This is a genomic window from Halobacillus sp. A1 (assembly GCF_024189295.1).
In the GTDB taxonomy this organism is placed as follows: Bacteria; Bacillota; Bacilli; order Bacillales; family Halobacillaceae; genus Halobacillus_A.
This window is the reverse complement of sequence record NZ_JAIZEN010000015.1, coordinates 14154-35782: the sequence shown is the minus strand read 5'-3', so window position 1 is coordinate 35782 and position 21629 is coordinate 14154. Positions and strand designations below refer to the sequence as shown.

Genomic DNA, 21629 nt, shown 5'->3' with positions numbered 1-21629 from the left:
TGTACCAACAATCCACCTATAATAATTTATGATAGATTCATAGAATTAAACCACTCCAAACTTTCTTTTAGGGGCAACATTATCGGTTACTTCAACGTGATCTCTAATCCAGCTAAATACAAGATCTTTAGGATAAAGCGTACGTCCTCCTACATGCACTTTAGGAAAGTCTTCACGTCTCAAAATATGAGCATCTAATGATTGAACACTAACATTAAAAACACATTCAGCTAACTTGGTTCGATCTAACAAATAAGGCAACTCAGTCTCTTTTTGTACATCTTCTTGTACCTTTTTGGCAATATCATAAAAGATATCGTATACTTTATTATTAAAATCAGCCTCGGGTTGTAATTTTGCTTCAAACACTTAAATCAATCCCTTCTTTGAATGGAGTTTCATATCTCTAAACTGTTGTATGAGTATCTTGTACTTTGTGACCAAACAAAAAATGGACATCTTTCCCCAAAACCTCTGCTAAGCAAATAGCCACTTTAAGTGTTGGTGTTGAGTATCCATTTTCCCAGTTAGCCACACTTTGTTTCCCTTTATATCCTAAGCATTCCGAAAGTTGAGTTTGACTCATGTTAGCTTGAATTCTTGCCTCTTTTAATCGTTTATTCTTCATTTTTTTCACCCCCCTTAGTATGAATAACTTGTACTTAAAGTATATGTACAAGTTTCTTGTATGTCAACAATTAAAAACAAGTTTCTTGTACATTGGTTAAAATTATCTATAAATAAGCAGAAAGATGGTACAATAATCTTGTACATGAAAAAGTGAAAGGATCCTAAAAATGCTCTCACAAAGACTTAAATATTCCAGAAAAACAAAAGGGCTTACTCAGAGCGAGTTAGCAAATAAGATTAAAACTACAAAGAGTACAGTCAGCAACTACGAGAATGGTTATAGTACACCATCAAATGAGATGCTTATTAGTCTTGCTAATGCGTTAGATGTAAGCGTCGATTATTTATTAGGTAGAACTGATAGTAATGCAATAGAACCAGAAGAAAATGAATACGACACAACTGAAGAAATAAATAAGCTCATGGATAAGTACGGAATAGAAGACGCTGCTTTCTTCGATTTGGAAAAATGGAAAGCAATGGGGCCAGAGCAAATTCGTGAATTGGAAAGTTACTTTCAATACTTGCTTAGGAAATCCAAGGAGCTAGAAGATAAGAAGAAAGAATAGAATACGCCATTCTAAAATATTGTAAATACACAAATAAAAAGCAGGCAACCTTTCTGTTAAAGTTACCTGCTTTTTTTGTAAGATTTAGTTTTACAATTTTTTCACACATCTCCCCATATTCTTTACCCAGAAAAAACACACCGTTTCCGGATTACTTGAGAACAGACTTACTTATGAAAACAGAATTGAACTGGGGTGTTGGGCCTTTCCCCTTAACTTATCACACCATCTCAACCAGTTCCTGGATCTTTCTTTCATCTAGTGGACTAATCTCCAGGTTAGAATTGTTCCTTCTAAAATATGAGCCAATGATTGCACCATCTGCGTATTCTACGATGCTAGTAATGTTGCTAGCGTTAACACCTCCGCCTACTATAAGTGGTAAAGCTGTGACTCTCCTTACCCTTTTTAACATCTCAATAGTCTCTACGTCGGTTTTGCCGGTAATTATTAATCCTTCTGCTTTTCCAAAGTTTATAGAATTCTTTGCTTGTTCTTCAATGGTTAAACTAATCATAGACTGTGGGTTATTGTCTTTATAAATGTCAGCCCATATTTTTATATCATTCCCATGAAGTTTTGTTCGATAATCTAGTACTGTAGCTGGGTCTCCTTCTAAAATACCTTCTGCAGTTACAAATGCTCCAGTAAGATATTTAATTCTGACGAAGCTGCCGTTGATTGCTTTTGCAACCGCTATTGAACCGTTCGAGTCATTCCTTGAAATATTTACTCCAACCTCTAAATTCGTATTATCCTTAATACTTTTTCCGATTACAGAGAGAGAGGCAATTGTTTCGATCTTAGTAGTTACACTATATGGTATGTCACTACTATTTTGTATCATGACACTTGTAACTCCATATCTTTCAAAAGTTTGTGCTTCTTCTAGTGCTACCTTAGAGATCTCTTCGACTGAATTCCCGGTGTTTTGGTAGCTTCCTGGTAGAGGTGGTAAGTGAATCATTGGAATTATCTTAAACTGGTGCACCTAAATCCTCTCCCCTTTTATATTGTTGGATAGTTTGTAGATTTCTTGTAAAGAAACGTTGAGCAATTTGGAAACCCCCACCCCTTGTATACACATTCCTGCAACAACTGTAGCTATTTTACATGCTTCTATGGTTGATTTTCCTTCCAGAAGATTTGCAATGAATGCACCGTTATAGCTATCACCAGCACCTGTAGGATCTATAACTTTTATGGGGTTCGCTTTTATAAAGAAATTTTCTTCTTCATCTGTTTGAACTGCAAGACTTCCTTTTTCTCCAAGTTTTACGATGACTTTCGGCACATTGAGTTTTCTAACCTCTAACAATATATCCTTTGTAGTGTATAATTTCTTTTTAAGTAGTAGTTCTAATTCAACATCGGAGGGCAAAAAGATATCAATATATGGTAGTAAACTTAACAATTCCTCCTTATATTTTTCAGCAAAAAATTCAGAGGTGTCCATTGACACTATCATTCCTTTGTCTTTTGCCTGAATAGCGAGCTTTTTTTGTATTTCTGGTATAGTTGGGCTCAAATGAATTAAGCTACTACCATTGTTAGACAAATGGGAATTGGGGGCTTGCTCTATCGTCTTCTCGTACCATTCTATCTCTCCATGGCTTAGTGTATTTCTTGTATTATCCTTGTAAAACATCTTGCTACGTCTTTGATTCCCTTTTATCTTTTCAATATTACATTTAACACCTATTAACTCAAGATATTCCATCGGGTAATCTTCACATAGCTTTGCATTTATGGAAACAGCATCATTAAAAACACTAGCAGAGGTAGCAACGTAAAGAGCTGACCCTCCTGCTAGCTCACTAGATTCCAAGTTATTATTGACGACAGTATCTATATTTAAGTGTCCTGCTACACAAAGACGCATTTATATTCTGACCTCACTATGTCTTGTGAGCTGTCTACTTATTTTCTTACGAAATGGGTCTACGTGTGATCTTCTGTTGGGATCTAATCCTTTTAATTGTGAGTAATAGTAGGCGATTAATTGAACAGGAAGTGCAGTTATTAAAGGTGAAAATAATTCATCCGTTTCTTCTGGAATTTCCACAGTAAACTTAGATACTTCTTCAAATTGGTTATCATTTGTGATGGTGACCACATCGTTCCCAAACTCTCTTAAACAGCTTCCTACTTCAAAGGAACGATACGCCCCCGTCCCTTTAGGGGCGAGTAAAAATACAGGATTGTTTTTATTAAGGATCCAAAATTCCTGGTGAGCTAATTCTTCAGTTTCTTGCCCAATAGCCGTTTCATGACATACTTCTAAAAACTTTGCTGCACCATACTTTGCAATCCCGTAGTTAGGCCCACCACCTATAAAATACACCGGTGCTTTTGCATAATTAGTGTGCATGTTTTCAGCAATCTTGTAAGAGATCTCTTCCATATTTTCATATTTCTCAGAGATATAGTTAAGATGCTTATATAATTTATCTTTGTAAAAAGATTTCTCTTTATCACTACAATCTGAAAGCTCTATTCCTAGTAAGTAAAGAGAACTTAATGTACTTAAAAATGTTAACGTACTTGGGGTCCATCCTGGTTCTTCTTCAATATTTAAAAATAAATTATAATCTGCTTCACCAAATAATTTCCCCTCCACATTATTGGTTATCCCAAGCACTGTATTACCTAATTCTTTTGTGCGATATACAGCTTCTATTGTTCTAGCAACGTTACCAGACATAGATATACCAACTAGGGTGGTATTCTTTAGTTGTTGTGAAAAATAGTTTGAAAATTGATATGCCGTTGTTACTTCAAACGTATGACCACAAATCTTTTTTAAAAATGGAAGTACAGCTAGCCCTGCAAAATAGGAATCGCCGCACCCTATGATAAAGACTTTCTCATTTTGCTTATTTTCTTTCAAATATTGTCCAATTTCCATTACCTTCGTTTCTAGCTTTTTCAAATTCTCCATTAAGTTTACTTGCTTCTTAATTTCCCTTTCCATATCTAAATAAGTCATAATTTCACATCTCCTTTTTTATAGTACACTTCTAGTAATTAACCCTAAACCACTGATACGTAAATAAATGGACACTATTAGTAATAAACAAAGGCTAATAAGCATGATATAATCTTTCCTCGTCAATTGTGTGTCAGAGTAGTATGATCTCATTTTGGATGATCCAAACCCTCGTGATTCTAATGCGATTGACATAGGCTGTAACATACCTACTAATCTGGAAGATAGCGGTATGAGGATCGCTACATTTTTCTTCAAACGTTGATATACAGAACCTTTTTCTAACTCCAATCCTCTTGATTTCTGTGCGTTTGCGATTGTGGTAATATCTGAGATGGCCATCGGTACAAGTCTAAATGCCATCGTGAAGGTAAAAGCAATTTTATAAGGTACTTTCATGGATACAAACCCTCTTGTTATTTCTGAAAGACTAGTAAACATAAACCAAAAGATAGACATTAATACAATAGAGCTAAATCGAAGAGACATGGAAACCCCCAGCCAAATACCATTACTGTATACGTCAAAACCTCCTAAATTCCCAACTACTTGCCCTTCTCTTAAAGTAAATGGCCAGACTATTAACGAAAAGATGATGATGACTAGAGCAATCCCGCTCAAAGTAACTAATGCTTTACGCACGGGAAGTAATGCGGCGTAACCTATGCTGATGATTCCTAAAAAAATGAAGAATAGAACAAGCGGATGGTTGTTAAGTAAACAAATGATAAATATGGTGAAAAACAATAAATTTTTTGTCAGAGGATGTAAGTGATGGATTGTTGAGTCTTTTGATATGTAGTTCCCGATTGTATTCATCAACTACTCCCCTTCCATGACAAGTGATTCACAAATTCTCTTACAGTTAACACTGGTTCAGTAAAGCCAAACTCTTCTAACTGTGCGGCAACTTGCGTAACCTGAGGTGGGTATAAATGTGCCTTTTCTAACCTTTCAATGTTCGTAAACACTTTACGAGTCATATCGTCTACTTCTACTTTCCCGTTGTTGACTACAATCGTTCTCTCTGCATATTTGGCCATGAAATTCATATCATGTGTGATTAAAACCACTGTTTTTCCTTGTTTCTGTATGTTAGTCAAAACCTGCCCAACTAGTTGAGAATTACTAAAATCTAAGCCAGTTGTTGGCTCATCTACTATTAAGACATCTACATCCATAGCAATAACTGATGCTATTATGAGTAGTTGCTTTTGTGCTCGATTTAACATAGTTGGATGTTGATCTTTTACTTTTTCCAGTCCGCAGAGGTTTAAGGCAAATTGTGTTTTCTGTTCAATTTGTTCCTCTGTCCAACCTAAATTTTTCGGTCCAAACATAATCTCTTTCTCTACCGAATCCTCAAAAATCTGATGATTAGGGTTTTGAAACACATAACCTACATTTCTTGATAATTGAGCTACCGTTTTTTTATTCGTTGGCATTCCGTTGACAAACACTTTGCCTTTAGTTGGTTTTAACAAGCCGTTAAAATGCTTTACTAATGTTGTCTTTCCTGTTCCATTCTTTCCTAAGACAGCTACGAATTCACCTTTTCTAATGGAGAGGTTTATATCATGTAGAATTTGATTACTAGAATCATAGGAAAAGGACATTTGTTCCACTTTAATTATCTCTTCAGTTTCAATCATAGGAGTAATTTCAGCAGAACTTTTAACCACTAACTCTCCCTTGTTTTTCGAGAAGTAATTTCTTAAGACGGAGATTGCTTCTTCTACTGTTACAAATATAGGAATATCTAGCCCTAGTTTGTTTAGTTCATTCCATAGAACTACTACTTCTGGAACGTTAATATGCATATCCAACAGCTTATCTGTATCTTTTAATACTTCTCTTGTATGATTAAAGGCAATTAGTTCTCCTTTATTTAATACGAGTAATTTATCCGCAAACCGAACTAAATGTTCTAAGTCTTGTTCAATTAATAGAATTGTTTTCGTTGAGCTTTTCTTTAATTTTTCAACTATTTTAATTACTTCGTACTTTCCAACTGGATCAATTTCTGCTGTTGGTTCATCAAGTATTATAACTTCGGGGTCACAAATAATAGCTGAAGCTATAGCTAGTCTTTGTTTTTCCCCACCTGAGAGACGATGGGGATGTTTCTTTAAGAATTCTTTCGATAGCCCAACAGCATCCATTGCCCACTTTATCTTTTCTCTAATTACTTGTGGAGGAATATTATAATTTTCAGGGCCAAAAACTAAATCTTCTTCCACAGAGGAGCCTATAATTTGTGATTCTGGATCTTGAAAAGTCATAGATACTAGCCTGGAAATCGTACTAACATCACTTTTTAAGATATCTTTACCACAAACGTCAAGTGACCCCCCCCAGGCCCCATCTAACTTATGGGGCACTATTGCTTTAATAGAGAGACCTAGCGTCGTTTTTCCAGCTTCCGCAGCTCCAATAATACCTATTAATTCTCCACTACAAAACTCATAATTTAAATTCTTTAAAGCTAGCTTGTCACTATCTTTATATTTAAAGGATTGATTATTAGCTATTACCCTAGTTTCCGAATTTTCTACCTCCTTCGCATGGTTATAATCTATCTTTAATTTTGCAGCTTGCTGATTCATCTTAATCCCCTCCTTCTGTAGGTGCATTAATGGTTACATCCCTATGTTTTCTTTATCAGGTAGCTTATTTATTTTCTTTTTCCCTTGGAAGGACTGCCAATCTAGGTTCTGTCTTTTCACTATCGGATAAAGTAATTTAAGGAATATTGGTCCAAGAATTAAAACCGCTACAATTCTGTTCATTAATAATGCAGTTGGCTCTGTTGTCCATGCTACCTCTGTAGGAAGAGTCCCTGTAATGGAAATAACGAAAGGCATAACTAGCATTCCTAATAAGGCACCTCCAACCACTCCCACTACAAATTGAGACCAACTCCTAAATGTTTTTAATGTAAAGTCCTTCATAATTTTGTAAGGAATGTATGCAAACAAAAAGTTTCCAAGCACGCCACCTAAACTTGCCGGAGTTACAAACCCTTTAAATATATCGGATATTAAATTACCTAAAGCTGCACCAAATGCTCCAGGAATTCCGAAGACAATTCCTAGTACAGGTGTAATAGCAGCACCCGGTCTAAAGCTAATCCAACCAAAACGTATTGGTCCAGTTAAGATAGCTGCCCCTGCATTTAATGCAGCAGCAATTGCCACTACTGTTAAAGCTGTTGAGCCCCATATAATATGATGCTTTTTTAACCGTCCTTTGGTTATGTCATATTTAAATGCCAAGATGAAGAGAATCAAGACAGCTGCAAAAGTAATGCCTCCAACAATATTTAATACAGTGAAAACCGCCATATAAAAGCCCTCCCTTTCATAATGTAAGCACTTACATTTATGTACAAATTGAACTACTTGTTAAATAGTTCAATAAAGAATCTAGTTGTGTCTCCTTTAAATACGGAAGTCGTGTATTCGATTGGCGTTATATTGTTACTAAAACTAGTTCTTGTCACCTTAAAAACTGGCATGCCTTCGCTTATACTTAACCTTTCTTGAGCTTCTAGATTAGGAAAATCAATCTCTATTGCCTCGGATGCCTTATAAATATTTAGGTTTAACTTAGCTTTGAGAACGCTATACAATGATCCATTTAAATCAAAATTTCTTAATTGTTGTCCAAGATCCATTGAAACAGTAGTTGTTGTAAAAACTGATTCAACTCCGTCAATATACCTGATCCTTTTAATGCGGAGAATCGTCTCTCCTTCGTTTACTTTTAGTACATCTGAATCTACTTGATTTGCATTATCTTCAAAAATAGATATTACCTTTGTAGAGACAGAGCGTCCTTCTAACTCCATTTCTTCTGTAAAACTCTTAAATTGTACAAACCCAATTGTTTCCTTATTTTTTTTAATAAATGTACCTTTTCCTCTTATGTTGTCAATGTAACCCATCTGGTTCAGTTCTGTTAAAGCTTGTCTCACAGTAATTAAGCTTACATTATACTTATCTGCTAACTCCTTCTGTGTTGGTAGTTGAGTCCCCACCTCCCATTTTCCACTTTTAATTTCATCCTCCAGATGATTTAAAACTTGAATGTAAAGTGGAATTTGATTAGATCTAGAAATCATTTTGCGTCACCTCTTAGAAAGTTTATAACTTTATAATATTATACTTTTTGAAATATTTCAATATTTAGAATATTTTTTTATGTTACTAAAACTTATTCTGTGCAAAGTAAAAAGTTTTTTATATTGAATTAGTCAGGTACTAACACAAAGGAATTATTTCTTAGCTTACTAATCTTTGCTCAGCAGGAAGGAGTTGAAAGTTTCCCCACTCCGAGTAATTGTCTTTGTGATGGTCAACAACAAAAAGAAACTGATATTTTTATTGCACGAAGTCTAAATAACCTTTTTCACCCTTACTTATTAGCTTCTATTAGCTGGTAGACTTTAAGACTCTGTTCCGAGATAACAATCCTATTGCTTAAATTTAAACCTTCTCCTGAATACTTCTTACATCTGATCGAAAACCCGTCATTGAATAGGCAGGCTTTTTAATTACTTATTCCAATTCTTCACCTAAAAAACAATGTTTGTAAAAATATGTTGAGATACAGAACATTTGTTCGTATAATACTTGTAAGGAAGGTGATTAGTTTGGGATTTCCTTACTACACAACCACGACTCTTGAAGATCTTATAACTAAGTGGTATAAAATTCACAATTTTACAAAACCGACAGATTTAAGTGTTCATAATATTGGAATGGAGAATCAAATTTTAGTCAAATGCAGACCAACTCAAGCTAGTTATATGAAAGTAGGGAAGTTTCGGGAAATTGTCTTAGATAGCCGCCTTCCCCGGATCCACCAAAGAGAGCAATTCTTCCATGAGCTTTGCCACGCATTGAGACATGCTGGCCGACAGTTAATAATGCCTAAGGATTTTTATGATCTTCAAGAAAGAGATGCAAGGCACTTCACTCTTTACGCCTCGCTCCCCTATCACATGATTAAAGAGTATACGTTGAGTGACCCTGAAATCATTAATGTATGGTCACGAGATTTTAATATTCCTTTAGATGTATGCCAGGCACGACTCGAAAAAATAAAGCGACGTCCTATTGTACCAATCAAAACCATTTTATAACTTACAGTTTAGATAGGAGGTAATACTATGGCATATCTAAGAAAAAGAGGTAACAAGTGGTCCTATCAAGTAGAATGGTTAGATCCAGTCACCGGAACAAGAAGAACAAAGTCTAAGGGTGGTTTCACAAGAAAAGCAGACGCAAGAGTTGAAGCAGAGGAATTAGAAAGGGAGTTAAGAGAAGGATTCTTTGTTGAAGAAAACAATATTACTCTTAACGAATTTGCCGATGAATGGCTTAATTTCTATGCTCACAATTCTAAGGTTAGTTCGCATCGTGGGCGTACTAAAGAATTGAAGCACTTCAGAAGATATTTTTCAAAAATGAAGTTATGTGATATCACAAGAAAAAATTATCAAGCATTTCTTGAGGATCTACACGAAAAAGGATACGCTCATAATACCATGGATGGGATCCATACTACTGGCCGAATGTTATTTAAGAAGGCGTTAGAATATAACCTTATTAAAGCAAACCCAAGTGAATTTGCAAAAATTCCAAAGAAAATTGAAACGGTGGAGGAAATCGAGCAGAATGATGAGATAATAAAGTTTTTAGAGAAGAATGAGCTGATAGCTTTTTTAAAAACAGCTAAGGAAAAGGGATTAGATAGGGATTTCATTATGTTTCTCACCCTTGCTTATAGTGGCTTGCGTGTAGGAGAAATGCTGGCACTTAAATGGCCCGATGTGAACTTCAATAATAACACTATCCGCATTACAAAAACCTATTACAACCCGAATAATAATACGAAGAATTATCAGCTGCTCACTCCTAAAACAAAAGGATCCATACGGACGTTAAAAATGGACAAGCAAGTAATGAATGAGTTTAAGAAGCATTTAACTTACCAAAAAGAAATTAAAATAGCTCTGGGAGATCTGTACAATGATTTTGGATTTGTATTTGCAAAAAAAATTAATAATCCGGGTTATCCTGATTTTATAAAAACTGTTGAAAACCGTATGAGACGTCTTTTAAAGCTTAGTGGAATCGAGAAGAATGTTACACCACATTCCTTTAGGCACACTCATACCTCTCTTTTAATTGAGGCAGGTGTAGGGACAAAGGAAATTCAGCAAAGATTGGGTCATGGAGATATAAATACAACTATGAACATCTATGCTCATATTACAAAAAACATGGAACAGAAAGCCTCAGAAAAGTTCAGTGAACTTATGAAAGGTGCATTAGATTAGAAACTATTAAAAGCTCGATAAATAAAATTCGGATATACAAGTAAACCTGTTAAACATATTGTATATCCGAGTTTTATTTACTTCAGCCAACAACCATCACTTTAACATTCCCACTTTATAATACCCTTATATCAAATCCTAGATGTTTTAGTAGATTTATTTTTTCCTGACTTAGACTCGAAACATTAATGTAAAGATTTTCCTTCGCTCTACTAAGGGCTACATAATAAACTCTGTTTTTTTCTTTATTCATATCGGGATCTAATAAAAATTCAATTCCCTTTTCTTCATTATTATCTGGTATAACAATGAATACGTTGTTATACTCTTCCCCTTTTGCTTTATGTATAGTTTTAAACTGGCTTCTGTCATCACTGATACTAATTGTTGCTGCAAACTTATCGTATGTTATACCTTCATAAAATTCACTAATATTACCAGATGTTATTTTTTGTTTAACTCCATGAGTATTAAAAATATATCTATTATAGAATTCTTTAAGAGTTATAGTATAGAAGTCATCATATTTATTCAGAAAATTTTTCAAATCGAACAAAGCGTCCTTATCCGAGTAATTATCCACTTTAGAAAAGGCTTTTTTCATAAACTTTATAGCTTCTTTAAGCTGCATCTGATACCCATATTCTAAAGCGTTTATAATATGATATATTCTCCTCCCTCTTTGGTTATCTTTATAAAATAGATCAAAGTCCTCTGAAACGAAATTTGTAAATCCATGTTTTATGCTATTTGTAACATTATTTTGAAACCCTAGAACAGCCCATTCTTCAGATCCAAACTTTTTCTTAAACATTTCAAGTGCCGTAAAGGGGTCACCTACTATAATAACCGGGTGATCTCCAACTTTATTATCAGGGCTTCTCTGGACAAAGTTAATTTCATTTCTTACGTGATTAAGAATCTTTATTATTTGGTCAGTACTTCTGTGGTTATTTTCCAATACATAGGAAGACATATCATCTAATATAAATCTATTAAATGTACCATAATCTGCACCTTGGAAAGAAAAAATTGATTGGGCAGGATCACCTATTGCTCCTACAACTGTTTCCTTTTTGCCTATCAACTTTGCTACTTCTACTTGAACAGGATTTGTATCTTGAAACTCATCCATTAAAAGGTAAGGAAACTTGGCACGAATTATTTCTCTAGCAGAAACATTTTGCAACAGAATTTTATAACTAAAATATAAAACATCATCGTGACTCATTAGTCCATTATTCCAACAAATTTCTTTATAAATCATATATGAACTTTTTCTAATATTTCTATTCTCTACCTTACCGTGATAAGGTTTTAAGAAATTCAGTTCAATATCTCCCTCTTCGTTAATACCCCATCTTAGTTTAGAAAGTGCACTAGCTAAAGCAAGGTTATCTTTTATCCATTGTTGCTTACTTTTCTGTTTATATTCATTTAGAAGTGTGTAGCCTGGTTTAATTTCTTCATGACCATTTAATTTTTCACTCGAAAATTCAGAACCTTCTAGAACCCATAAATACGGCTTTACAATATGTTTATATAAAAAACTATGAATGGTACTTACTTCCACATTTTCTGAAACTTCTTTAAGACGACTAACAATAGTTTCCGCCCCATTATTAGTATAGGTAATACATGCTATTTTTCTTGATTTATTTAATCTTTCAGAGTAGTTTAATATTCTATAGATATGGTTTACCAAAAACCTAGTCTTACCAGCGCCAGGACCAGCACGTAATTTAAAATGTTCATCAATTTCTATTGGTTCTTCACTACTGCTAAGTATTACACTTTTTTTATCCATAGAATCGCCTCTTTAATATATTTTGGACAAGTAACGTTATCCTTTTCCAAATCATTTGAAATCACATATGCTAATTCTTGAGCTGCTTCTCCTTTATTGATAGATTTCAAATATCTACCTGCTATGATATGCTTCTTTATCCAAGAGGGGTCGTATTTCATATTAGGCAAACAAGAAGATAATTCATCTTTAAAATTACCTTTCCTGATATTTTCAATTAATTTCTCAGTAGGATTATCTTTCTCGTACAATTCCATTAACTTTTCTAGCTCAGGTTTATTCGACATTGAATCTATAATCAAGTTACGATTGGTTATATTTTGGAGAATAACGTCATATTCGAATGTACTACTCTCACATTTTTCTTGAGAAAATATACGAATTTGATTGTTTTCTGATTCAATTGTTTCTTTATTGTGTAATATCTTATTCGAAAACGCCCTATAACTATATTTCTTTGTATCATTTTCTAAAAAAAGTGGGAGGCAGGACTTCCAAGTGCCATTTTCTTCTTTAATATTTTTTCTTACGGGATCCAAATCGGTTATACAAGCCACTCTTTTCTTTAGTGCATAATCACTACGGTTTGTGTCGAATAATTTCAGGAAGTGGTCAAAGTACCTACCGCCAATATTAATAACCGATGTATGTGTGTCAATTAAGTCTTCGCCTAGACCAATAGCGAACTCAGGAATTAAAAGTTGTTCTGCCAATCCCTCAACTAAAATTACATTTTGTGCGAAAAAAAGATCAGCTTTTGTAACATCCAAAAATCTTTGTATATATCTTTTTGATTTAATATCTTCTAAACTACCCTCATCAAATACTCTGCCAGGATAAGATACTTTCATTTCGTCATCATCATTATACAAAACTATTATGTCATCTATATCCACTGCAGCTGTTATATTTGAAGAATGAGAAGTAATAAATACTTGTCTTACCTCAGTTTCACGATTTTGTTTTAAAAATTTCAAGAACTTGTACTGCATACTCGGATGTAAATGCGCTTCTGGCTCCTCAATAGCTAAAATTGAATATACTTTTGAGTTCGAACCTAAATATTCTCCTGAAGAATCCTTCTGCATTTTTGCTAATAATAGCGAAATGTATATTAAGTTGTTGTAACCAAGACCATTATTAACTGCAGGTAATTTCATCCCCGTCTCGCTCTCAACAATTAACTTTAATGCTGAATATAATTCAGTATCTAGGATTGTTCCTTCAAATTTTGGCTGCATTTCACCCATAGACGCCCCTGTATTTTGTACATACCTCAACATTTGATCTTTTCCGCTATCCATTCTTTTTTGTAAGGATTGGATTAGTTTATCTGCTTCACGAGAAAAATCTCTTTTCCTATCTCGAATTTGAGCATTCTTTTCATCCCTTTCTAAGGAATCATCTACTTTAATTTCATAATCCATAAAAAAATCTATTACTTCCTTCAATAATGCATTCCGGCCTGTAAATAAGTCCCGCTCTACATCACGTATAGCAGTCAAGAATTGAAAATCAAATTTATTAATAGTTTCTGTCTCTACCGAGTTTTTAAATTCAGGATCACCTATGTAAATCTTATGTATATATTTTCTCAGGAAATTATTTTCTATTTCATTCCACAAATCATGGTTGCTTTTAAGCTCTAATTTTTTTAAAGCAGTAAAATATTCTTCCCATTCTTTTTCTGGAAGAAAAAATTCATACGTTATTTTTGCTTCGTATGGTGTACCTAATTTAGTTAGCCATGTAGAGACTGTTACTAAATCATCAGAGTACTCATATTCATTTGGAGACTCTTTTATAGTTGCGGAAATAGTAATACTTGGAGGTGACTGTTGAAGAGAGGAAATGGGAATATTTTTATTGAAATCATCAATCGTTAACCTTTTATTTTTTTTTGGGTTAAATAGAAGTTCTAACGCTTTAATTACTGTTGTTTTACCAGCATTATTCTGACCAATAATTACATTAGTTCCACTATTAAAAGTAATGGTAGTGTCACTTTCAAAAGATCGATAGTTATTTATTGTTAAGTCATGTATATACATATTATCCCTCTATTTCATTTTATAGATGTTCATTTCTATCCATCCTAACTTTTAGCATATATTTCCACGTTATTCAACATGTATGTCCAAAAATTTTAGCATAGGAACTATAGTTCTCGATAATATATTGAATGAATACTTCACATTTATAAAGAAAAGCCTCCCATCAGTTCAATGAACTGATGGGAGGCTTTTTCAAACCAATTTTGAAGAAACCCAGTCAAAATCCAGTCAATATTCATTTATAGGGTTTCAAATCCTTGTGTAGCAAAGGGTTTGAGGACAGCTTACATCATGCCGCCCATACCACCCATACCGCCCATGTCTGGCATACCGCCGCCAGAACCTTCTTCTTCAGGAAGGTCTGCAACTACCGCTTCAGTAGTCAGGAACATAGCGGCAACAGATGCTGCGTTTTGAAGTGCAGAACGTGTTACCTTCGTTGGGTCGACGATACCTTGCTCGACCATGTTGACCCATTCGCCAGTTGCGGCGTTGAAGCCGATGCCGACTTTTTCGCCTTTAAGGCGTTCTACAATGATGGATCCTTCTAGTCCAGCATTGTGTACGATTTGGCGTACAGGCTCTTCAAGGGCACGTAGTACGATGCTTGCGCCTGTTGCTTCGTCGTCTTGCAGGCCTAGGCTTTCTACTGCGTTGATGATGTTGACGAGGGCGGTTCCGCCTCCGGCTACGATGCCTTCTTCTACAGCTGCTCTTGTAGAGTTCAGGGCATCTTCAATGCGCAGTTTACGTTCTTTAAGTTCTGTTTCTGTTGCGGCTCCTACTTTGATCACCGCTACGCCGCCTGATAGTTTAGCCAGACGTTCTTGTAGTTTTTCTTTATCGAATTCAGAAGTAGATTCTTCTGCTTGGGCACGGATTTGAGATACGCGGGATGCGATTTGCTCAGGGTTTCCGGCACCTTCAACGATGGTTGTGTTTTCTTTAGTGATGACGGCTTTGGAAGCGCGTCCTAGTTGATCAAGTGTTGTGTTCTTCAGATCCAGTCCTAGATCTTCTGTAATGACTTGACCTCCAGTAAGTGCTGCGATATCTTCAAGCATGGCTTTACGGCGGTCGCCGAAGCCTGGTGCTTTAACGGATACAGCGTTGAATGTTCCGCGAAGTTTGTTCACAACGATGGTTGCCAGTGCTTCGCCTTCTACGTCTTCAGAGATCAATAGAAGTGGCTTGGACTGTTGTACAACCTGCTCAAGCACTGGAAGAACTTCCTGGATGTTGTTGATTTTCTTATCTGTAATTAAGATGTAAGGATCTTCAAGAACCGCTTCCATTTTATCCTGGTCAGTAACCATGTATGGAGAAGCGTATCCGCGGTCGAATTGCATACCTTCTACCACTTCTAGTTCTGTGTTGAATCCTTTAGATTCTTCAATTGTAATAACTCCGTCGTTTCCTACGCGCTCCATTGCTTCAGCGATCAGCTGTCCTACTTCATTATCTGAAGCTGAGATGGAAGCTACCTGGGAGATCGACTCGCGGCCTTCGATCGGCTTTGAGATTTTGCGCAGCTCGTCTGTAGCAAGAGCTGTCGCTTTTTCAATTCCGCGGCGGATGCCTACTGGGTTCGCGCCGGATGTTACGTTTTTCAGGCCTTCACGGATCATAGCCTGCGCTAGTACTGTTGCGGTTGTTGTACCGTCACCTGCTACGTCGTTTGTTTTAGAAGCTACTTCAGATACGAGCTGAGCTCCCATGTTTTCGAAGTGATCCTGAAGTTCGATTTCTTTAGCGATCGTTACCCCGTCATTTGTAATCAGCGGGGAACCGAATTTTTTATCCAAAACGACGTTACGTCCTTTTGGTCCTAATGTTACTTTAACGGCATCTGCCAATGTATCTACTCCGCGAAGCATTGCGCGGCGTGCGTCTTCACTGAATTTAATTTCTTTAGCCATGAAAAAATGCCCTCCTTATCAAAATTCGTATCGATTCAAAAGATTAGTGGTTCTGCGTGTTACTGCACGACGGCTAGAATATCACTCTCGCGAATGATTAAGTATTCATTTCCTTCGAACTTGACTTCTGTACCCGCGAACTTGGAATAAATGACGTGGTCGCCCTGGCTTACTTCCAGTGCTGCTCTCTCTCCATTGTCCAATACGCGGCCCGTACCGACTGCTACGACTTTACCTTCTTGAGGCTTTTCTTTTGCAGAGTCCGGAAGTACGATTCCGCTTGCAGTAGTTTGTTCTTCTTCTACTAATTCAATAACAATACGATCACCTAATGGCTTTAACAATTAGGACACCCTCCTTAGTCAGGTCAATATTCGATATTTGTCGTTTATTAGCACTCTCACATAGTGAGTGCTAACACAATTCTTATCATAAGCAATTCACTATCGATTTTCAAGTAGAAACTATCAATTTTTTCACAACTTTTTCTGACAAAATTCTCAAAAGGCGAAACCCTTATTCTTATTGGTTGCTTTTAAATTGTGATAAAATACATATCGTATAGTTACATCCGTTTTTTTATAATAAAGGAGTCATTCACATGCCTAAACGATATTGGTACATTATTATTACGTACGTGGCCACTCAGCTTTCAGCGCTTGTTGGTGTGCCTGTTTTATATGGGTTGCTTGGGTTCGGTGAGACGGATGCGATCACGATCTGGTCCGTGCTGAGCTTTACGATTGCGACGATCATCATTTTACGTCTGCTTAAACCGGAGATGATGGAAGCTCAAACACGGGAGGATAGATCCAGTTCCGGGAAAATCGTTCTCTGGTCCATTGCCGGTGTATTTCTTGCTCTGTTCGCGCAAGGGATTGCAGCTTTAATTGAAACGAATGTTTTCGGGATACCGACAGGATCTGAAAACACGATGCAGCTCATGAACATCGCACGGGAATCTCCCCTGTTCATTCTTTTACCCGTTGTGTTTGCACCTATAACGGAGGAGATCATTTTCCGTAAAGTCATTTTCGGACAGATGTATAAAAGGTTCAACTTCTTACTGGCCGTGCTCGTCTCGTCACTCGTATTCGGTGCGTTCCACTTCGACTTTACGCATATGCTCGTCTATTTCTCTATGGGTGTCGTGTTCGCTTTTCTTTATGTGAAAACGAAAAGCATCATTACTCCGATTGTCGCTCATATGGCGATGAACTCGTTTGTTGTGCTGTCGCAGTTTTTCTATTCCGAAGAGGATATCCGCCGGATGCAGGAGCAGTTGCAGTCGATCGTAACTGGAGGGTTCTTATAATATGAGAGCTTCCCCACTTACGATGGCCGCGATTTACTTTTTCATGGGCGTGGCGTTCACCTATATCGCAACGTATTCGGCGCCGGAGTCCTTATGGAACTTCCGAACGCTGCTGCCGGTCATCATCGCGACGTTTAATTTTGCCGTGACGGTACGTTTGATTTCGATTCACTTCAAAATCAAACAGTCAAAAAACAATAATAACAAAAAATGACGGACGAGGAGGCTGAGGGCTTATGGAACCGATCCTGCGTGGTCCCCGTGTCCACCTGGGGCCAGTCACCGACGAACATGTAGATACGATATCGAAATGGTTCAACAATTCTTTTTTTCTCCGTCGGCTGGACGCTTTTCCCGCCCGGCCGAGGTCGATTGATTCTTTAAAGGAATGGCGTAATGAGGCAGCCGAAAGCCATACAGAATTCATCTTCTCGATTTGTGAAGAAGATACGTTCATCGGCTATGTGTCGCTGGACGGTATTCTCTGGAACCAGCGGAACGGCTGGCTGGCCATTGCCATCGGCGACCCTTCACACCAGGGAGAAGGTTATGGAACGGAGGCGATGAAGCTGCTCATCGACTATGCGTTCTACGAGCTGAACCTGCACCGTTTGCAATTGACGGTCTTCGAGTACAATCAGCCGGCGATCTGGCTGTATGAAAAACTAGGTTTTACGTATGAAGGCGCCCAGCGTGAGTTCATCTTACGGGACGGCGGCCGCTACGATATGTTCATGTACGGGTTACTCAGTCATGAATGGGATGAAAAAAACGCGCAGGAGCCGAGATGAAGCTCCTTGCGCGTTTTTTATTTGTCATCCTGTACGCCTTTTAATATGAAAGAGAACGGGATGGCGAGAATCAAGATGCCGGCCGAAACGAGAAACGCTTCATTCAGCGTCTGCAGGGTTGCCGCCTGCATATCGATATCCGGGGCGGCAGCAATCTGTGCCCGTCGTACTTCATAGTAGATCGAAAAAAAGACGATCCCTAAAGAAGAGGAAATTTGACGGATGATATTGTTCATTGCTGAGCCTTGAGCGACGAGATGCTCAGGGATGGAGTTCATCCCGGACGTTGTCGCCGGCATATTTCCCATGCCCATGCCGATTCCACGGATAGCGTTCAAAATGAGAATCAGCCAGTACGGGGTCGACAGCTTCAGCATACCGAGGCCGATCGTTGCTCCGGCCATGATGGCAAGGCCCGGCGGCACGACGTACCGCGGTCCTTTTTTATCGAGCAGCCGGCCGCCAAGCGACATGAAAATTCCACTTGCCGCTGCGGCTGGTAGGAATAAAAGACCTGTCATGACTTCATTGAGCCCGTACACATTCTGGATGAGTAAAGGCAGCAGGAAGATTCCGGAGAACAAACCGATCGATGCCGAAGAAGTCACGAGAATCGACACGGAATATGTCGGCACTTTGAATACGGATAGATTGAGAAGCGGATCTTCCTGGCGATTTTCATAAAAGACGAAAATGACGATAGCGATGAGTCCAGAGGCGATCAGCGTAACATTGAGCGAATCTGCAAGCATGCTGATCTCACGGCCACGTCCCAGCGCAAACAGAATGGCGCCGATTCCGAGCGTAATAATTACAAAGCCTGGTAAATCGAACCGCTTGTTCGGATCGGTTTCTGTCCGCTCAAGAAACTTAGCGGATAAGGCCAGTCCAATAAAACCGAACGGGATATTGATGGCGAACAGCCAGGGCCAGTCAAGAAACTGGATGAGAAATCCTCCGATCGTCGGGCCGATGGCGGGCGCGACCATGGCGGCTACTCCGTATACTCCAACCGCCAGTCCCCGTTCATGGCGCGGAAAGGAATTAAATATAAGGGCCATCGCGATCGGCATGATCAGACCGCCCCCCATCCCCTGGATCGCCCTCGAAATAATGACCATCGACAACGTTTGAGACAGCAGGCCTGAAATTGAGCCCACAATGAACAGGCTGAGTCCAGCCAGGTAGACTTTCTTTTTCCCGAACCGGTCTCCAAAATAACCGGTCAGCGGCATCGTCATCCCCATCGCTACCATGAAGATTGTCAGTATCCAGCCGACGGAAACAGCGTTCGAATCAAACACCTCAATGAAGCGGGGCAGAATCGGATTAAGCATGCTGTTGTTCAATATGACGGTAAACGTCCCAAACAGGACGGAAATGACGACCAGCCATTTTGTAGGTATTTTGCTCATAAGCGGCCTCCTCTCTATTTATTTCGGAACTCGAACTGTTCCTTACTTTATCATTGTAAACACTGGTTCTCTATTCTTGTGCCTCGTTTGATGAGAAGCTTCTAATATTAAGCCTTTTAAAATATTCCACCAATCGCCGTTCGCAAACATGAGAAACCGATTGGAAGCGTTTTTACTTGAAATGGGTAGGTTTACCTCTGAAAAAGCATGGGTAATCAGCTATATACATCATAAGGAGGTACGATGAATATGGGTAGACTAGATCAGAAAGTAGCTGTCGTGACCGGTGCAGCTACCGGCATCGGTGAAGCGACGGTCAAGCTTTTCGCAAAAGAAGGAGCCACTGTAGTTTGTGCAGATATCAATGAAGAACAAGTGGAGGATACGGTACAGAAAATCAACGACGATGGCGGCAATGCTGAATATCATTACTTGGACGTATCCGTTGAAGAAAGCGTACAGAACTTGGCCGATCATTTAAAAGAAACGTACGGATCGATCGATATCCTGTTCAATAATGCAGGCATTGATGAAGAAGGTGGAAAAGTACACGAATATCCTGTGGAGCTGTTCGACCGGATCATTTCCGTCGATTTACGCGGCACGTTTTTATCGAGCAAGTACTTAATCCCTTTAATGTTAGAAGGCGGCAGTGGTTCGATCATCAACACTTCGTCCATGTCAGGAAGAGCCGCAGATTTGGACCGCTCAGGCTATAACGCAGCCAAAGGCGGCATTACGAATTTCACAAAAGCGATGGCGATTGATTACGCCCGGGAAGGCATCCGCGTCAATTCTATTGCCCCTGGCACGATTGAAACTCCGCTGATTGATGAACTTGCCGGCTCCAAGCAGCAAAACCAAGGAAAAGAATTCAGAGAGGCTAATAAGTGGGTGACACCTATGGGACGCTTGGGCCGTCCGGAAGAAGTGGCGGATGTCGCCTTATTTTTAGCATCCGATGAAAGCTCTTACGTTACAGGTGAAGACATAACCGTTGATGGCGGTCTCATGGCGTATACATGGCCTGGGAAAATGCTTATAGACGAAAAATGGAAAAATACAACGGAATAATACAAAATAAAGCCCCGCTCGCGATGAACGGGGCTTTGCTTTTGCTTATCATTCGTCTTCCAGTTCTCCGTCCAGCGGATAATGCTTGAGAAAATAGACGAGTGCCTGCAGCTCGACCGCCAAATCAATATGATGCACACGTACGCTCGAAGGCACAGTGATACGAGCCGGCGTGAAGTTAAGCACTCCGGAAATGTTCGATTTCACTAACCGATCGGCAATGCCCTGCGCCGCATGGGCGGGAACGGTCAGAATCGCGACCGAAATGCCATCGATGTATTCCTCTAATTCATCTATATGCTTGATCGGTACGCCGCCGACCGTATCACCGATTCGATCGTCGCTCGCATCGAAGGCAATTTGGATTTTCGTATTGTTGTTTTTCGTGAAATTGTAATTTAAAAACGCGGTCCCGAGGTTTCCGACACCGATGAGGGCGACGTTCGTCGTTTCGTCCTGATCAAGCGTTTTTCTGAAAAAGGACAGCAGGTATTCTACGTTATACCCATATCCCTTCTTACCGAGGGCTCCAAAATACGAAAAATCGCGCCGTATTGTAGCGGAATCTACCTTAACCGCTTCACTGAGCTCTTTGGAGGAGACTCTCATTTTCCCCTGGCTGTGGAGATTGTTAATAAATCTATAGTACAGCGGAAGTCGCTTCGCTGTTGCTTGTGGAATCTTTGCGTTTTCTATATCCATCCTCTAAACCTCCTCTTA

Annotated in this window: 22 protein-coding genes; 7 read left to right on the top strand and 15 right to left on the bottom strand. The window is 38.4% G+C overall.

What is annotated here, in order from left to right:
* Positions 1–45: 45 nt before the first annotated feature.
* A complete protein-coding gene (locus tag LF817_RS14805; protein ID WP_253936584.1) occupies positions 46–369 on the bottom strand; it encodes a DNA-binding protein in 324 nt (107 codons plus the stop codon).
* Positions 370–406: 37 nt separating this feature from the next.
* On the bottom strand, positions 407–628 hold the full coding sequence (locus LF817_RS14800; protein WP_253936583.1) for a helix-turn-helix transcriptional regulator: 222 nt from the start codon (positions 626–628) through the stop codon (positions 407–409).
* Between the two features lie 169 nt (positions 629–797).
* On the opposite strand from LF817_RS14800, the gene LF817_RS14795 reads away from it, so the two are divergent.
* A complete protein-coding gene (locus tag LF817_RS14795) occupies positions 798–1199 on the top strand; it encodes a helix-turn-helix domain-containing protein (RefSeq protein ID WP_253936582.1) in 402 nt (133 codons plus the stop codon).
* A 220-nt stretch (positions 1200–1419) separates the two neighbouring features.
* Here LF817_RS14795 and LF817_RS14790 read toward each other — a convergent pair whose 3' ends face one another.
* Genes LF817_RS14790 through LF817_RS14760 form a run of 7 tightly spaced genes read right to left on the bottom strand, consistent with a single transcriptional unit; the run spans position 1420 to position 8311 of the window.
* On the bottom strand, positions 1420–2190 hold the full coding sequence (locus LF817_RS14790) for a BtpA/SgcQ family protein (protein ID WP_253936581.1): 771 nt from the start codon (positions 2188–2190) through the stop codon (positions 1420–1422).
* Positions 2191–3081 carry a carbohydrate kinase family protein gene (locus LF817_RS14785; protein ID WP_253936580.1) on the bottom strand — a complete coding sequence of 297 codons (891 nt, stop codon included), beginning with the start codon at positions 3079–3081 and terminating at the stop codon, positions 2191–2193.
* Positions 3082–4188 carry an SIS domain-containing protein gene (locus LF817_RS14780; RefSeq protein ID WP_253936579.1) on the bottom strand — a complete coding sequence of 369 codons (1107 nt, stop codon included), beginning with the start codon at positions 4186–4188 and terminating at the stop codon, positions 3082–3084.
* An 18-nt stretch (positions 4189–4206) separates the two neighbouring features.
* Complete coding sequence (locus LF817_RS14775) at positions 4207–5007, bottom strand: energy-coupling factor transporter transmembrane component T family protein (RefSeq protein WP_253936578.1); 801 nt, start codon at positions 5005–5007, stop codon at positions 4207–4209.
* Positions 5007–6794 carry an ABC transporter ATP-binding protein gene (locus tag LF817_RS14770; protein ID WP_253936577.1) on the bottom strand — a complete coding sequence of 596 codons (1788 nt, stop codon included), beginning with the start codon at positions 6792–6794 and terminating at the stop codon, positions 5007–5009. Before LF817_RS14770 ends, LF817_RS14775 begins: the two co-directional genes overlap by 1 nt.
* Before the next feature lie 33 nt (positions 6795–6827).
* Positions 6828–7532, bottom strand: coding sequence for a QueT transporter family protein (locus LF817_RS14765; RefSeq protein WP_253936576.1), 705 nt, complete (start codon positions 7530–7532; stop codon positions 6828–6830).
* Between the two features lie 53 nt (positions 7533–7585).
* Positions 7586–8311 (bottom strand): GntR family transcriptional regulator, encoded by a 726-nt coding sequence (locus LF817_RS14760; RefSeq protein WP_253936575.1) that lies wholly within the window; start codon positions 8309–8311, stop codon positions 7586–7588.
* Between the two features lie 531 nt (positions 8312–8842).
* On the opposite strand from LF817_RS14760, the gene LF817_RS14755 reads away from it, so the two are divergent.
* Positions 8843–9334 carry an ImmA/IrrE family metallo-endopeptidase gene (locus tag LF817_RS14755; protein ID WP_253936574.1) on the top strand — a complete coding sequence of 164 codons (492 nt, stop codon included), beginning with the start codon at positions 8843–8845 and terminating at the stop codon, positions 9332–9334.
* A 27-nt stretch (positions 9335–9361) separates the two neighbouring features.
* On the top strand, positions 9362–10534 hold the full coding sequence (locus LF817_RS14750) for a tyrosine-type recombinase/integrase (protein ID WP_253936573.1): 1173 nt from the start codon (positions 9362–9364) through the stop codon (positions 10532–10534).
* Positions 10535–10649: 115 nt separating this feature from the next.
* On the opposite strand, the gene LF817_RS14745 is transcribed toward LF817_RS14750, so the two are convergent.
* The 4 genes from LF817_RS14745 to groES all read right to left on the bottom strand — a co-directional run bounded on the left by LF817_RS14745 (position 10650) and on the right by groES (position 16658).
* Positions 10650–12341, bottom strand: coding sequence for a UvrD-helicase domain-containing protein (locus LF817_RS14745; protein WP_253936572.1), 1692 nt, complete (start codon positions 12339–12341; stop codon positions 10650–10652).
* Positions 12323–14392, bottom strand: a complete 2070-nt coding sequence (locus LF817_RS14740; RefSeq protein WP_253936571.1) for an ATP-dependent nuclease — start codon at positions 14390–14392, stop codon at positions 12323–12325. Before LF817_RS14740 ends, LF817_RS14745 begins: the two co-directional genes overlap by 19 nt.
* A gap of 287 nt (positions 14393–14679) precedes the next feature.
* On the bottom strand, positions 14680–16314 hold the full coding sequence (gene groL, locus LF817_RS14735) for a chaperonin GroEL (RefSeq protein ID WP_253936570.1): 1635 nt from the start codon (positions 16312–16314) through the stop codon (positions 14680–14682).
* Positions 16315–16373: 59 nt separating this feature from the next.
* Complete coding sequence (gene groES / locus LF817_RS14730; RefSeq protein WP_253936569.1) at positions 16374–16658, bottom strand: co-chaperone GroES; 285 nt, start codon at positions 16656–16658, stop codon at positions 16374–16376.
* A 257-nt stretch (positions 16659–16915) separates the two neighbouring features.
* On the opposite strand from groES, the gene LF817_RS14725 reads away from it, so the two are divergent.
* Genes LF817_RS14725 through LF817_RS14715 form a run of 3 tightly spaced genes read left to right on the top strand, consistent with a single transcriptional unit; the run spans position 16916 to position 18420 of the window.
* On the top strand, positions 16916–17629 hold the full coding sequence (locus tag LF817_RS14725) for a CPBP family intramembrane glutamic endopeptidase (RefSeq protein ID WP_253936568.1): 714 nt from the start codon (positions 16916–16918) through the stop codon (positions 17627–17629).
* 1 nt (position 17630) lies between these two features.
* The gene (locus LF817_RS14720) at positions 17631–17843 is read left to right on the top strand and encodes a DUF4305 domain-containing protein (protein WP_253936567.1); all 213 of its coding nucleotides are present in this window, start codon (positions 17631–17633) and stop codon (positions 17841–17843) included.
* A gap of 22 nt (positions 17844–17865) precedes the next feature.
* On the top strand, positions 17866–18420 hold the full coding sequence (locus LF817_RS14715) for a GNAT family N-acetyltransferase (protein ID WP_253936566.1): 555 nt from the start codon (positions 17866–17868) through the stop codon (positions 18418–18420).
* Between the two features lie 17 nt (positions 18421–18437).
* Here LF817_RS14715 and LF817_RS14710 read toward each other — a convergent pair whose 3' ends face one another.
* A complete protein-coding gene (locus LF817_RS14710) occupies positions 18438–19835 on the bottom strand; it encodes an MDR family MFS transporter (protein ID WP_253936565.1) in 1398 nt (465 codons plus the stop codon).
* Between the two features lie 249 nt (positions 19836–20084).
* Here LF817_RS14710 and LF817_RS14705 point away from each other — a divergent pair, with 249 nt between their 5' ends.
* A complete protein-coding gene (locus LF817_RS14705) occupies positions 20085–20909 on the top strand; it encodes an SDR family oxidoreductase (protein ID WP_253936564.1) in 825 nt (274 codons plus the stop codon).
* Positions 20910–20957: 48 nt separating this feature from the next.
* On the opposite strand, the gene LF817_RS14700 is transcribed toward LF817_RS14705, so the two are convergent.
* Positions 20958–21611, bottom strand: coding sequence for a redox-sensing transcriptional repressor Rex (locus LF817_RS14700; RefSeq protein WP_253936563.1), 654 nt, complete (start codon positions 21609–21611; stop codon positions 20958–20960).
* Between the last annotated feature and the right edge of the window lie 18 nt (positions 21612–21629).